This is a genomic window from Variovorax sp. P1_G12 (assembly GCF_056405555.1).
Genome location: NZ_JBFUBW010000006.1, coordinates 1 through 13,487 on the forward strand (window position 1 = coordinate 1; position 13,487 = coordinate 13,487).

Consider the following 13,487-nt stretch of genomic DNA (forward strand, 5'->3'; position numbering starts at 1 on the left):
TTGAGGCACCGCCGAGCAGCGCAGCGGTGCGCGGATCAGGGCTCGCGACTGTTTGAGTGGAGCGCAGCGGAGCGAGTTTGAGCGAGACCCCGCGTACCGTGAGCAGCGCAGGGCAGCCGCGAAGCGGCCGGTGACGTCGGCCGGCCCGGGGCCTACCGCCCACCGCCGCCGCCCCCGCCCCCGCCCCCGCCCTTCAACAAAACCCTAAACCCCAAAACTCAGGCAACCAGCTTCAGCTCTTCCCATTCGATGCAGCCGCAGACGTCGCGGATGTGGGTCTCGAGCGTGATGTTCTCCGCCGACTGGTGAAAGCGCTCGCCGACGCCGGTGTGGGTGGGCGTGAAGACGGTGTGCCCGGCGGCCCGCAGCGCCGCCGCGGTTTCCCTGTAGCACCAGCCGCCGGGACGAGGCTCAGAGCGTTCGCCGCATCTCGAGGTGCGCGATCCCCGCTTCCTCGAAAGGCTCGCCATGCGGTGCGTAGCCGAGCCGGACATAGAAGGCTTGCGCCGTGCGCTGCGCATGCAGGCTGACCTCGCGGTCGCCGCGCGCCTTGGCCACCGCTTCGAGTGCGCGCAGCACGGCCGCACCATGTCCGCCGCCGCGCAGGGTGCGGTGCACGGCCATCCGTCCGATGCGCGCCAGGCCGGGCGCTTCCGGGAGCAGCCGCCCGGTCGCGATCACCTGGCCAAGCCGGTTGCGCGCCACCGCATGCACCGCGGTCGCGTCATGTTCGTCCCATTCGAGTTCCTTCGGGATGCGCTGCTCGTCGATGAAGACCTCGCGCCGCACCTTGCCCGCGCCCTCGCCCAGCTGCACCCAGTCGCCGGTGGCGACCTCGCGCATCGGCTCGCCGGCCTCGTAGGCCGCGAGGATCTCGCGCAGCAGCGGCGGCACCGGCTTGGAGGTCTGCGTGGCCGGATCGGCGAACACGTAGACCAGCTCGCAACTCACCAGCAGTTGCTCGCCGCGGAACAGGCCGCCGTGGAACACGATCGAGGAGTTGCCCACGCGCTGGCACTTCATGCCGACGTCGAGCAGGTCGTCGACCCGCGCCGAGGCGTTGAACTCGACCGTGGCCTTGCGCACGTAGAGGTCGCCGTCGAGCGCCAGCATCGCTTCCTCGTACGGCAGTGCCATCGCCCGCCAGTAGTCGGCGATGGCGGTGTCGAAGTACATCAGGTAGTGGGCGTTGAAGACGATCTTCTGCATGTCCACCTCGGCCCAGCGCACGCGCAGGCGATGGAAGAAGCGGAAGTCGGATTTCTGGTGGAGGTCGGTCATGGTTGCAAGGCTTGTTTCAGGGCATGGGCGGCATCGGCATGGGCTTGCAGCGCTTCGGGAATGGCGCGGCCCATCTTGACGAATTCGTGAATCACGCCGCGGTAGATTTCAAGGTCGACCGCGACGCCGGCGGCACGCAGCTTGTCGGCGTAGGCGATGCCTTCGTCGACCACCGGGTCGATCTCGGCCAGGCCGATCCAGGCCGGCGCGACGCCCTCGACGTCGTCGGCATTGAGCGGCGCGAAGCGCCAGTCGTCGCGCTCGGCGGCCGAATGGACATACTGGCCGAAGAACCAGCTGATCAGCGCCTCGCCGAGCAGAGGGCCTTCGGCGTAGCGCCGGTGGGAGTCCGTGTCCTGATGCGCCGCGGTGCCCGGATAAATGAGCAATTGCAGCGCGATCGGCAGCCCGGCGTCGCGCGCCAGGATCGCGCAGACCGCGGCCAGCGTGCCGCCGGCGCTGTCGCCGCCGACGGCGATCCGCGTGCCGTCGAGGCCCCACTGCGCGGCGTTCTGCGCGACGTGTGCCAGCGCATCCCAGGCGTCGTCGGAGGCCGTCGGAAACCTGTGGTCGGGCGCCAGCCGGTAGTCGACCGAGATCACGGCGCAGCCGCTTTGCCGGCTCAGCACCCGGCACAGGGTGTCGTGGGTCGCGATGCTGCCGACCGTGAAGCCGCCGCAATGGAAGAACAGCAGCAGCGGCAGCACCTCGCTGGACGGCGCGTACAGGCGCGCCGGCAGCGCATGGCCATCGCGCGCGGGCACGCTGAAATCCTCGACGCGCGCGAGCTGCGGCTTCGGGACTTCGAGCACGCCGGCGCCTTTTTCGTAGGCCGCTCGGGCCTCGGCCGGTGTCAGGGCATTCAGCGGCGGTCGGCCGGCACGGGCCATGCGCTCGATGACGCCGGCCATCTTGGGGGTCAGCACTGCCATGGCCGGGCTGACCCGCCGGAGACAAGCGCTAGGGTAATTTTCGTGTCCAAGGACTGCGGTGCTTGTTAGATTCGAAGGCTCGCATCGTACCGTCCGCTTCACCGAACCACTCGCATCACAGCCATGGCCCTCATCCAGTACCTGACCCAGATCCAGTTCGACTTCGGCGCCGTCCAGCTGCTGCGCAGCGAATGCGAGCGCATCGGAATCACGCGGCCGCTGGTCGTGACCGACGCCGGCGTGCGCGCCGCCGGCATCCTGCAGAAGGCGCTCGACGCGCTCGGCGACCTGCCGGTGGCGGTATTCGACCAGACGCCCTCGAATCCGACCGAAGCCGCGGTGCGGCTGGCGGCCGCGCAATACCGCGAGGCGGGCTGCGACGGCCTGATCGCGGTGGGCGGCGGCTCGGCCATCGACTGCGCCAAGGGCGTCGCGATCGCCGCCACGCACGAAGGCCCGCTCAAGACCTACGCCACCATCGAAGGCGGCTCGCCGAAGATCACCGACCGGGTCGCGCCGCTGATCGCCGTGCCGACCACCAGCGGCACCGGCAGCGAGGTCGCGCGCGGCGCGATCGTGATCGTCGACGACCATCGCAAGCTCGGCTTCCACAGCTGGTTCCTGATGCCGAAGGCCGCCATCTGCGACCCCGAACTCACGCTCGGCCTGCCGCCGAAACTGACCGCGGCCACGGGCATGGACGCCATCGCCCACTGCATGGAAACCTTCATGTCGGCGGCCTTCAATCCGCCGGCCGACGGCATCGCGCTCGACGGCCTCGAACGCGCCTGGGCCCACATCGAGCGCGCCACCCGCGACGGCAGCGACCGCGAGGCCCGGCTCAACCTGATGAGCGCCTCGATGCAGGGCGCGATGGCCTTCCAGAAGGGCCTGGGCTGCGTGCATTCGCTGAGCCACAGCCTGGGCGGGATCGACCCGCGCCTGCACCACGGCACCCTCAACGCCCTCTTCCTGCCGGCCGTGATCCACTTCAACGCCGGCGCCGAGTCGGTCCGGAAAGAGCAGCGGCTGCAGCGCATGGCGCAGGCCATGCACCTGGATTCGGCCGGCGACCTCGGCGACGCGATCCGCGACATGAGCGCGCGCCTGGGCCTGCCCAAGGGCCTGGCCGAGGTCGGCGTCACGCCCGCGATCTTCGAGGCCGTGATCGACGGCGCGATGGCCGACCACTGCCACAAGACCAACCCGCGGCTCGCGACCCGCGACGACTACCGCCGGATGCTCGAAGCGTCGATGTAGGGTGCGCCGGCTTCGGCCAGCAGCCAGTTGCGGAACAGCGCCATCGGCGGACTCGGCGGCCGTGACCGCAGGCGGGTGAGCCAGTAGCTGCCGGTCATCACCTCGATGGCCAGGGGCCGCATCAACCGGCCTTCCTTCAGTTCGCGCTCGAACATCGAGGCCGGCGCCAGCGCGACGCCCGCGCCCTGCACGGCCGCCTCGACCATCAGCCGCGACGAGTCGAACACCGGCCCGCGAATGGCCGGGCAGTCCAGGCCCGCGGCGGCGAACCAGCCGGGCCAGTCTTCCGCGCGATAGGAGCGCAAAAGGGTCTCGTGCGCCAGGTCCTGCGGCCGGCGCACGCGGGCCGCGACCGCAGGGGCGCACAGCACGCTCAGCGGCGCGGTCAGCAAGGGGTCGGCCAGCAGACCCGGCCAGCTGCCGTCGCCGAAGCGGATCGCGAAGTCCAGCCCTTCGGCCGCCAGGTCGACCACGTTGTTGTGCGTCATCAGGCGCAGGTCGATGAAGGGGCAGCTTTCGCGGAACAGCCGAAGCCGCGGCATCAGCCAGCCGACCGCGAAGGTGCCGACCACGCCGATGCTCAGGACCTCGAAGAAATGGCCGTTGTCGAACTGCTGGATCACCGCCTCGATGCGGCCGAAGGCATCGACCAGCACCGGCAGCAGCGCATGGCCTTCGTCGGTCAGGACCAGGCCGCGCGGCAAGCGGCGGAACAGCGACACGCCGAGGCGCGATTCGAGACCGCGCACCTGCTGGCTCACCGCCGCCTGCGTCACGTGGAGCTCCGCCGCCGCGAGCGTGAAGCTGAGGTGGCGGGCGGCGCATTCGAAGGCCCGCAGCGCGTTCAGAGGAAGATGGGGGCGCGTCATTGGATGCGATAGATTTTCTTTTGTAATCTGCAAAATACCATCGTTTGCGCCGTCGTCCGGAAACGCCGAGAGTTGCCTGCTTTCAGGAGAATGAATGATTCAGCGACGACACTTTTCTGCCGGCCTGCTGGCCTCCCTTGCCGGCGCCTGCACCCTGGCCCGGGCGGACGGCAAGGCGGCCCTTTCGGCACGATTCGCCGAGATCGAGACATCCAGCGGCGCCCGCCTCGGCGTCTCGGTGCTCGACACCGGCAGCGGCGCCCGCGCCGGGCACCGCGAGGCCGAGCGATTTCCGATGTGCAGCACCTTCAAGTTCCTGGCTGCCGCGGCGATCCTGGCGCGTGTCGACCAGCGGCAGGAGCGGCTGGACCGCCGCATCGTCTTCACCGCCGCCGAGCTCGTGACCTACTCGCCCGTGACCGAAAAGCGCGTCGGTGGCGCCGGCATGACGATGTCGCAGCTGTGCGAGGCCGCCATCACCCGCAGCGACAACACGGCCGGCAACCTGATGCTCGCGAGCCTGGGCGGACCGCCCGGCCTGACGCACTATGCCCGTTCGCTGGGCGACGCGCAGACGCGGCTCGACCGCATCGAGACCGCGCTCAACGAGGCCCGCCCCGGCGATTTGCGCGACACCACGACGCCGGGCGCGATGCTGGACGACATGCAAAAGATTCTCTTGGGCGATGCGCTCTCGCCGCCGTCGCGTGCGCAGATGGAACGCTGGCTGGCCGCCAACCAGACCGGCGGCCAGCGGCTGCGCGCGGGCGTGCCGCCGGACTGGTCGGTCGGCGACAAGACCGGCTCCGGCGACCAGGGCACCGCCAACGACATCGCGATCCTGCGGCCGCCGGGCCGCGCGCCGATCCTGGCCGCGGTCTACCTGACCCAGAGCACGGCCTCGATGGAGGCCCGCAATGCGACACTGGCCTCGGTGGGGGCCGCGATCGCACGGGCCGCCTGAACGCGGTCGCTCAGTCCGGCTTCACGTTCGCCGTCTTGATGACCTGGGCCCACTTGGTGGTCTCGGCGGCGATGAAGGCATCGAACTCCTCGGGCGTGCTGCCCGCCGGGAAGGTGCCCATGGCCTCCAGCCGGGCCTTGGTCTCGTCGCTCTTGATGATGCGCGCCACCTCCTCCGACATGCGCTTGACGATCTCGCGCGGCGTGCCGGCAGGGGCCAGCATGCCGGCCCAGGTGCTGCCGGTGAAACCCGGGAAGCCCTGCTCGATGAAGGTCGGCACCTCGGGCAGCACCGGCAGCCGCCGTTCGCTGGCGACGCCGATGAGCCGCACCTTGCCGGCCTTGCCCTGGTTGATGAGCCCCGTGGGCGCATCGAAGAAGAGTTGGATCTGGCCGCCCATCAGGTCGGTCAGCGCCGGCACTGCGCCGCGGTACGGGATGTGGATCATGTAGGTCTTGGTGAGCGACTTCCACAGCTCGCTCGTGAGGTGCGCCGCCGAGCCGTTGCCCGACGAGCCGAAGCTCACCTTGCCGGGGTTGGCGCGCGCGTAGTCGATCAGTTCCTTCGCGGTCTTGAAGGGCGCGTCGTTGTTGACCGCCGCGAGCAGCGGCGAGACGCCCATCAGCGACACGCCGACCAGGTCGCGGCGCGGGTCGTAGGGCAGCTTGGGATAGAGCGTGGTGTTGGCCGCATAGGCCGCGATCACGACGCCGAAGGTGCTGCCGTCGGGCACCGCCTTGGCGACCGCATCGACGCCGATAAGGCTGTTGGCACCGGGCTTGTTGTCGATCACCACCGCCTGGCCGAGCCGGCTCTGCAGTCCGGGCTGGATCAGCCGTGCCATCTGGTCGGTGAAGCCGCCGGGCGTGTACGGCACGACGATGCGGATCGGCTTGGAAGGCCAGGCGGATTGCGCCAGCGAAGGCGCTGCGACCGAGACCGCCGCCGCGGCGGCCGACAGGTTGAAGACACGGCGGGACAGGCGGACATGCGGCATGAAAAAGGTCTCCAGGAGGGTCGACCCATTCTGGAAGGCGGCAGGCGGACCGAGCCTCAGGGTTTGCCCGTCAGCCCAGGGGTGCAGCCAGTTCACACAAGACGAGGCCTGGCGACCTCCCTATCTTCTCGGCATCCACACAGGGAGACAGGCAATGCTTGAACACGAGTTCGCCGCGCCGAGCGCGCTTGAGCGCAACCTCATCGAACGGGTCTGCGTGGGCGACGTGCTCGCCCGCAGCGCCGACCTCCATCCGGACCGGGTGGCCATCGTCGACGGCCCGCGCCGGCTCCGCTACGCAGACTTCGATCGCCAGGTCGACCAACTCGGCCACGCCCTGCTCGGCCTCGGGCTCGCACACCAGGACGTGGTGGCGGTGATGGCGCGCAATTGCACCGAACTGCTGCTGACCTACTTCGCCTGCGCCCGCGCCGGCCTGATCTGCGCGCCGGTCAATCTCGGGCTGCGCCCGGCCGAGATCGCCTGGTGCCTGCGCGATGCCGCCGCCCGCGTGCTGGTGGTCGAGGACGGGTTGCGCGACATGGCCCGGGGCGTGCTGGCCGAAGACCTTCCATCGCTCGCGCATCGCTTCCACACGGGCGCCGAGTTCGAGGCCCTGCTGGCCGGCGGAAGCCGCGAGCCGCTCGAAGTCGAGATCCGGGACCGCGACGTCGTGCAACTGCTCTACACCAGCGGCACCACCTCGACCCCGAAGGGCGTGCTGACCAGCCACCTCGCGGTGACGATGGCGGGCTTGACCGGTGCGCTGTCGCTGCACGGCGGCCCAGGCTACACCTCGCTGGTCGCACTGCCGCTGTTCCATTGCGCGATGCTCAACAGCGTGGTGCTGCCGCTGATGGTCATCGGCGGCACGCTGGTGCTGACCCAGGGATTCGAACCGCAACGGGTGGCGACGCTGTTCGAAGCCGAGGGCGTGCACCTGGTGGTCCTGCTGCCGATGATGTATGGCCTGCTGCTCGGGCATCCCGAGTTGCAGGGGCGCAGCTTTCCGGCGATGCGCCGCGCGATGTACGCGATGGCGCCGATGCCGCAGGAGCGGCTCGCGGCCATCCACGCGATGTTTCCGAACGCCGACGTGGTCCTCGGTTCGGGCCAGACCGAATTCACGCCGGCGACCTGCGTCCAGCGCCCCGAGCACCAGTGGAGCAAGTCGGCCACCTGGGGCACCGCCACCGCGATGACGCGCGTGGCCGTGATGGACGACCAGGGCCGGCTGCTGCCGCGCGGCCAGACCGGCGAGCTGGTCTACCGCGGCCCGCAGGTCATGAACGGCTATCTCCACCTGCCCGAGGAGAGCCGCGCCTGCCTGCGCCACGGCTGGTTCCACAGCGGCGACGTGGCGCACATCGACGAGGACGGCGCGATCTGGTTCGAGGACCGCTACAAGGACGTGATCAAGACCGGCGGCGAGAACGTGGCCTCGGTCGAGGTCGAACGCTGCCTGATGGACCACCCCGAGGTGGCGGAGGCCGCGGCGGTCGGGCTGCCGCATGCGCACTGGGGCGAGGCGATCACCGGCGTGGTCGTTCGGCGGCCCGGATCGGCACTCGACGAGGCGGCCCTGATGTCGCACTGCGCCGCCCGCCTGGCCGGCTTCAAGACGCCGAAGGCGATCGTCTTCGTGGCCGAGTTTCCGCGCACCGGCACCGGGAAGCTGCAGAAGCACCTGATACGCGGGCAGCACCAGGACTTGTACCAGCGCTGAGCCGCGCTAGCATGCGTGCATGGCCCACGACCACGACCACGCGCATTCCGACGACCACAGCGAACTCGGCGAAATGGACCTGCGGGTCCGCGCCCTCGAGACCGTGCTCACGCAGAAGGGGTATATCGATCCGGCGGCACTCGACGTGCTCATCGACACCTACCAGACCCAGATCGGCCCGCGCAACGGCGCGCGGGTGGTCGCCCGCGCGTGGGTCGATCCGGCCTTTCGCGACTGGTTGCTGAAGGACGCCACCGCGGCGATCGCCTCGCTGGGCTACAGCGGACGCCAGGGCGAGCACATGGTCGCGGTCGCCAACACCGACACCCAGCACCACATGGTCGTCTGCACCTTGTGCAGCTGCTATCCCTGGCCGGTGCTGGGCCTGCCGCCGACCTGGTACAAGAGCGCGCCCTACCGCTCGCGGGCCGTGAAGGATCCGCGCGGCGTGCTGTCCGAGTTCGACGTGAAGCTGCCCGCGTCGACCGCGATCCGTGTCTGGGACTCCACCGCCGAGGTGCGCTACCTCGTGATCCCGCAGCGCCCGGCCGGCACCGAAGGGTGGAGCGAGGAAGCCCTGGCCGATCTCGTGACGCGGGATTCGATGATCGGTACCGGACTGGCCCGCTCGCCTGAGGCCGCGCCATGAGCTACGTCTCCCACGCCGATCTCGGCGGCCGGGACCTGCCCGGCCAGATCGTCCGCGAGCCCGAGGGCGAGCCTTTCCACGCCCGATGGGAGGCGCGCGTGCTGGCCCTGACCCTGGCGATGGGCGGCACCGGATCGTGGAACATCGATGCCAGCCGCAGCGCACGCGAGACCCTGCCCGCCTACGCCCAGTTGAGCTACTACCAGATCTGGCTCGCGGCGCTCGAGGCGCTGATGGCCGAGCGCTTACAGCTGTTGCCCGACGAGCTGGCTGCGGGCCGGATGCTGCATCCACCGCAATCGGTCAAGCGCGTCCTGCGCGCGGCCGACGTTCCGGCCGCGCTGGCCCGGGGAACCGCCACGGAGCGCCCCGCGACCGCACCGGCACGCTTCGCGGCCGGCCAGCGCGTGCGCACCCGCGCCGGCGCCGTCGATCACCACACACGTCTGCCCGGCTACGTGCAGGGCCAGGTCGGCACTGTCGAGCGCCTGCACGGCATGCACGTCTTCGCCGACGCGCATGCGCAGGGGCTGGGTGAGCGACCGCAGTGGCTTTACACGGTCGTTTTCGACGGCGCTGCGTTGTGGGGCGAAGGCGCCGAGGCCGGACTCAGCGTCTCGGTCGACGCCTGGGAGAGCTACCTGGAGCCTGCCGAATGAACGCGATCCCCCGACTGCTGCCCGGCATGCCGACCGATGATGGCGCGGAGCCGGTGTTCCGCGAGCCCTGGGAGGCGCACGCCTTCGCCCTTGCGGTTTCGCTGCACCAGCGCGGCCTGTTCACCTGGCCCGAATGGGCCGATGCGCTGGCCCGGCAGATCGGCGCCGCCCAGGCTGCCGGTGATGCCGACCTTGGCGACACGTACTACCGCCACTGGCTGGCCGCGCTGGAGACGCTGGTCGCAGCCAAGGGCGCGAGTTCGGCGGCGGAACTCGAACGCTATCAACAGGCCTGGGACCGGGCAGCGGACCGCACGCCGCATGGGCGCGCGATCGAGTTGCGGGAGCAGGATTTCGGCTGAGCCCTGCGTGCGGCTTCAGCGCTTGCGCCCACCGATCACCACCAGCACCCCGCCCACCACGATCGCTCCGATGCCGGCCCAGATCGGCAACTCGATGTCCCGCTTCTCCTTGACCGCCAGCTCGACCGGTCCGATCTTGATCTGGTGGGTCGACTTGGTGAAGCTGACATGACCCAGCGCGAGCGACAGGATGCCGGCGAAGATCAGGATCAGGCCAATGATTCGGTATGCGTTCATGGAGAGCTTCGAGGGAGGCAATGCGTCTGTCGACTGTAGCGCCGTCATGCCTGGAGCGGCTGCACCTCACGCACGCTGCAGCCCGTTTCCAGCCACTGCGAGAACTCCTCCGCCAACTGGCACGACGCCGCGGCCGCAGTGCTCCAGGCCTTGATGCGTCCGGCCAGGTCGCTGCCATAGCGCAGGAAGTCGTTGCGGTCCGGCAGCTTGCCGTTGGGCAGGCCCTTGACCCACTCCGGATCCGGCGCCAGCACCACCATGCGGTCGAGGAATCCCGTGGGCTTGTGGCGCCACCTGAGCCCCTTGTCGAGCCAGCCCGGCACCACCGCCCGCTGGAAATGCGGATACAGCACGAGCCCCTCGGCGTTGCCGTAGTCCAGGTGCAGGTGGTAGTCGGTGATGCCGCCGTCCCAGTAGGCGCCGGGCGGCGCGCCCGGGATGTCGTGCACCGCCTCGAGCATGAACGGAATCGAGCACGAAGCCTGCAGCGCGAGCTCGAAGTTGGCCTCGACCAGATCGACCTGGCGCGTGCGGAGATCCCGCGTGCCGAAAGGCAGCGCGGCCCCCGGCGTCGAGAACACCACGCGCTCGAGCCAGGCGCCCAGGCCCTTGCGGTGCACGCTGTTGGTGAGGAAGGCGCCCAGGTAGCCCACCGGCGTGCGCGCCCTGCCCTCGCGCCCGAGGATGTGCCGGCCGCGCGAGGTGATCACGTGCAGCCGGTAGCGCGAGTGCCCGAGCACCTCGGCCGAGCGGCCGCCGTAGAAGCTGCGCAGTCCTTCGCCGAACTGCGCGCTGACCTGCTTCGCGCTCAGCCGCTTCTGGCCCGGCGGCAGCTCGAAATGCTGATGGATGTAGCCGTGCTCGAACTGCTCGAAGGCGCTCCGGGGTTCGCTCAGGCAGGCATTGGCCAGCCGCCAGGCGCCGATGGAAGCGCCGACCAGGTCGACCGGTTGCGACGAACGCGGCAACCAGTCGCCGAACAGGAAGCGGTCGATCGGCCCGAGCACCAATCCCTTGGGGCCGCCGGCGGCCCCCGGGATGGTGCGCACGTCTGCCGGCTGCAGGCCGTGGCCAGCGATGTGTTCGCGGGCCGCCGGGCCGGCGTAGATCCGAAGCGCTTTCATGCCCGGTCCACTGGCAAGAATCGTGCGCTCCGGCCCACGGCGGCCACTTACTTGCGCAGCCCTTGCAGCTTGGCGAAGGCCGAGGCCATCTGGCCGGCCGGCTGCGGCGAGTTGTCGCGGCGCGGCGCCTGCTGGCCGCGTCCCGCGCCTTCGAAGCGGTTGTCGCGCGGACCATCGCGGCGCGCCGGCGCGGCGTCGAGCTTCATCGACAGCCCGATGCGCTTGCGCGCGACGTCGACCTCCATCACCTTGACCTTGACGATGTCACCGGTCTTGACCACCTCGCGCGCATCGTTGACGAACTTGTGCGAGAGCTGGCTCACGTGCACCAGGCCGTCCTGGTGCACGCCCAGGTCGACGAAGGCACCGAACTGCGCGACGTTGCTCACCGTGCCTTCGAGCACCATGCCTTCGACCAGGTCCTTGATGTCGTCGACGCCGTCGTTGAAGCGCGCCACCTTGAAGTCGGGGCGCGGGTCGCGGCCGGGCTTCTCGAGCTCGCCGAAGATGTCCTTGACCGTGATGACGCCGAACTTCTCGTTGGCGAACAGCTCGGGCTTCAGCGTCTTGAGCATGTCGGCGCGGCCCATCAGCTCCGCCACCGGCTTGCCGGACTTCTCGATCATCTGCTCGACCACCGGGTAGGTTTCCGGATGGACGCCGGTCATGTCGAGCGGGTTGCTGCCGCCGCGGATGCGCAGGAAGCCCGCGCTCTGCTCGAAGGTCTTGGCGCCGAAGCCGCTGACGTCCAGCAGCTGCTGGCGGCTGGCGAAGGCGCCGTTGGCTTCGCGCCAGCGCACCACGGCCTTGGCGACGCTGGCCGACAGGCCCGAGACCCGCGACAGCAGCGGCACGCTGGCGGTGTTGAGGTCGACGCCGACCGAGTTCACGCAATCCTCGACCACCGCGTGCAGCGTGCGCGCGAGTTCGCTCTGGTTCACGTCGTGCTGGTACTGGCCGACGCCGATCGACTTCGGATCGATCTTCACGAGTTCGGCCAGCGGGTCCTGCAGGCGGCGCGCGATGCTGGCGGCGCCGCGCAGGCTGACGTCGACATCCGGCATCTCCTGCGAGGCGAACTCGCTGGCGGAGTAGACCGAGGCACCGGCCTCGCTCACCACCACCTTGTCGACGTTGACGTCCGGCGCGCCGGCCTGCGCCGTCATCTTGGCCAGCAGCTTGATCAGGTCGGCCGCCAGCTTGTCGGTCTCGCGGCTGGCGGTGCCGTTGCCGATCGCGATCAGGTTCACGCCATGCTTGGCGCACAGCTTGCCGAGCGTGTGCAGCGAGCCTTCCCAATCCTTGCGCGGCTCGTGCGGAAAGACGGTCGCGGTCTCGACCAGCTTGCCGGTCGAATCGACCACCGCCACCTTGACGCCGGTGCGGATGCCCGGGTCCAGCCCCATGACGACGCGCGGGCCGGCCGGTGCGGCCAGCAGCAGGTCGCGCAGGTTGTCGGCGAAGACCTTGATGGCGACCTTCTCGGCCTCTTCGCGCAGCCGCGTGAACAGGTCGCGCTCGGTCGACAGCGCCAGCTTGACCCGCCAGGTCCAGGCCACGCACTTGCGGATCAGGTCGTCGGCCGGCCGGCCCGCATGGCTCCATCCGAGGTGCAGCGCGATCTTGCCTTCGGCGATCGAGGGCTTGCCCGGCTCGGGCTCGACCGGCAGCAGCAGCTTGGCGTCGAGGATCTCCTGCGCGCGGCCGCGGAACACCGCGAGCGCACGGTGCGAGGGCACGCGGCCGATCGGCTCGTCGTAGTCGAAGTAGTCGCGGAACTTGGCGATGTCGGCGTTGTTCTCGTCCTTGCCTGCCATCAGGCTGGACTTCAGCAGGCCCTCGGCCCAGAGCCACTCGCGCAGGCGCTGCACCAGCGGGGCGTCCTCGGCCCAGCGCTCGGAAAGGATGTCGCGCACGCCATCGAGCACGGCCGGGACGGTCGAGAAATCCGGACCCGGCTTGCCGTCGTCCAGTGTCGTGGCCGGCTGCAGGAAGGCCTGCGCCTCGACGGCCGGATCCAGCGTGGGATCGGCGAGCAGCTTGTCGGCCAGCGGCTCGATGCCGAATTCACGCGCGATCTGGCCCTTGGTGCGGCGCTTCTGCTTGAAGGGCAGATAAAGGTCCTCCACCTCCTGCTTGGTGGGCGCCGATTCGATCGCGCTGCGCAGTTGAGGGGTGAGCTTGCCCTGCTCGTCGATGCTCTTCAGCACCGCGGCGCGGCGATCCTCGAGCTCGCGCAGGTAGGACAGGCGGGCCTCGAGTTCACGTAGCTGGATGTCGTCGAGGCCGTCGGTGACCTCCTTGCGGTAGCGGGCAATGAAGGGCACGGTGGCACCGCCGTCGAGCAGCTCGACGGCAGCCTTCACCTGGTGCTCGCCGACCTTGATCTCGGCCGCGAGCTGGCGAATGATTTTCTGCATGGATGAG

At 69.7% G+C, this 13,487-nt stretch carries 14 protein-coding genes; 6 read left to right on the forward strand and 8 right to left on the reverse strand.

The genetic code is table 11. The annotated features are described in order from the left end of the window. Positions 1-218: 218 nt before the first annotated feature. Genes AC1D2O_RS08350 through AC1D2O_RS08360 form a run of 3 tightly spaced genes read right to left on the reverse strand, consistent with a single transcriptional unit; the run spans position 219 to position 2,213 of the window. Complete coding sequence (locus AC1D2O_RS08350) at positions 219-470, reverse strand: hypothetical protein (RefSeq protein WP_478089950.1); 252 nt, start codon at positions 468-470, stop codon at positions 219-221. Continuing rightward, complete coding sequence (locus AC1D2O_RS08355; protein WP_478089949.1) at positions 412-1,281, reverse strand: YbgC/FadM family acyl-CoA thioesterase; 870 nt, start codon at positions 1,279-1,281, stop codon at positions 412-414. Before AC1D2O_RS08355 ends, AC1D2O_RS08350 begins: the two co-directional genes overlap by 59 nt. Then, complete coding sequence (locus tag AC1D2O_RS08360; RefSeq protein WP_478089948.1) at positions 1,278-2,213, reverse strand: alpha/beta hydrolase; 936 nt, start codon at positions 2,211-2,213, stop codon at positions 1,278-1,280. The genes AC1D2O_RS08355 and AC1D2O_RS08360 overlap by 4 nt, the downstream gene beginning before the upstream one ends. Positions 2,214-2,336: 123 nt before the next feature. Here AC1D2O_RS08360 and AC1D2O_RS08365 point away from each other — a divergent pair, with 123 nt between their 5' ends. After that, the gene (locus AC1D2O_RS08365) at positions 2,337-3,473 is read left to right on the forward strand and encodes an iron-containing alcohol dehydrogenase (protein ID WP_478089947.1); all 1,137 of its coding nucleotides are present in this window, start codon (positions 2,337-2,339) and stop codon (positions 3,471-3,473) included. Here AC1D2O_RS08365 and AC1D2O_RS08370 read toward each other — a convergent pair. Further along, on the reverse strand, positions 3,443-4,342 hold the full coding sequence (locus AC1D2O_RS08370; protein ID WP_478089946.1) for a LysR family transcriptional regulator: 900 nt from the start codon (positions 4,340-4,342) through the stop codon (positions 3,443-3,445). The genes AC1D2O_RS08365 and AC1D2O_RS08370 overlap by 31 nt on opposite strands. 94 nt (positions 4,343-4,436) lie before the next feature. Between AC1D2O_RS08370 and bla the strand changes: the two genes are divergently transcribed. Then, complete coding sequence (gene bla, locus AC1D2O_RS08375; RefSeq protein ID WP_478089945.1) at positions 4,437-5,306, forward strand: class A beta-lactamase; 870 nt, start codon at positions 4,437-4,439, stop codon at positions 5,304-5,306. Between the two features lie 10 nt (positions 5,307-5,316). On the opposite strand, the gene AC1D2O_RS08380 is transcribed toward bla, so the two are convergent. Next, the gene (locus tag AC1D2O_RS08380) at positions 5,317-6,303 is read right to left on the reverse strand and encodes a tripartite tricarboxylate transporter substrate binding protein (protein WP_478089944.1); all 987 of its coding nucleotides are present in this window, start codon (positions 6,301-6,303) and stop codon (positions 5,317-5,319) included. 154 nt (positions 6,304-6,457) lie between these two features. Here AC1D2O_RS08380 and AC1D2O_RS08385 point away from each other — a divergent pair, with 154 nt between their 5' ends. From AC1D2O_RS08385 to AC1D2O_RS08400, 4 genes are read left to right on the forward strand one after another with little or no spacing between them, the layout of a single operon-like run. Continuing rightward, positions 6,458-8,029, forward strand: a complete 1,572-nt coding sequence (locus AC1D2O_RS08385; protein ID WP_478089943.1) for an AMP-binding protein — start codon at positions 6,458-6,460, stop codon at positions 8,027-8,029. A 19-nt stretch (positions 8,030-8,048) separates the two neighbouring features. Continuing rightward, the gene (nthA, locus tag AC1D2O_RS08390) at positions 8,049-8,678 is read left to right on the forward strand and encodes a nitrile hydratase subunit alpha (RefSeq protein ID WP_478089942.1); all 630 of its coding nucleotides are present in this window, start codon (positions 8,049-8,051) and stop codon (positions 8,676-8,678) included. Continuing rightward, positions 8,675-9,337: a nitrile hydratase subunit beta gene (gene nthB / locus AC1D2O_RS08395; protein WP_478089941.1), complete on the forward strand. Its 663-nt coding sequence runs from the start codon at positions 8,675-8,677 to the stop codon at positions 9,335-9,337. Before nthA ends, nthB begins: the two co-directional genes overlap by 4 nt. Continuing rightward, positions 9,334-9,699: a nitrile hydratase accessory protein gene (locus AC1D2O_RS08400; RefSeq protein WP_478089940.1), complete on the forward strand. Its 366-nt coding sequence runs from the start codon at positions 9,334-9,336 to the stop codon at positions 9,697-9,699. Before nthB ends, AC1D2O_RS08400 begins: the two co-directional genes overlap by 4 nt. A 15-nt stretch (positions 9,700-9,714) precedes the next feature. Here AC1D2O_RS08400 and AC1D2O_RS08405 read toward each other — a convergent pair whose 3' ends face one another. From AC1D2O_RS08405 to AC1D2O_RS08415, 3 genes are read right to left on the reverse strand one after another with little or no spacing between them, the layout of a single operon-like run. Then, positions 9,715-9,936, reverse strand: coding sequence for a hypothetical protein (locus AC1D2O_RS08405; RefSeq protein WP_478089939.1), 222 nt, complete (start codon positions 9,934-9,936; stop codon positions 9,715-9,717). A 44-nt stretch (positions 9,937-9,980) separates the two neighbouring features. Continuing rightward, on the reverse strand, positions 9,981-11,060 hold the full coding sequence (locus AC1D2O_RS08410; RefSeq protein WP_478089938.1) for a patatin-like phospholipase domain-containing protein: 1,080 nt from the start codon (positions 11,058-11,060) through the stop codon (positions 9,981-9,983). Positions 11,061-11,107: 47 nt separating this feature from the next. Continuing rightward, the gene (locus AC1D2O_RS08415) at positions 11,108-13,480 is read right to left on the reverse strand and encodes a Tex family protein (RefSeq protein WP_478156708.1); all 2,373 of its coding nucleotides are present in this window, start codon (positions 13,478-13,480) and stop codon (positions 11,108-11,110) included. Positions 13,481-13,487: the final 7 nt, after the last annotated feature.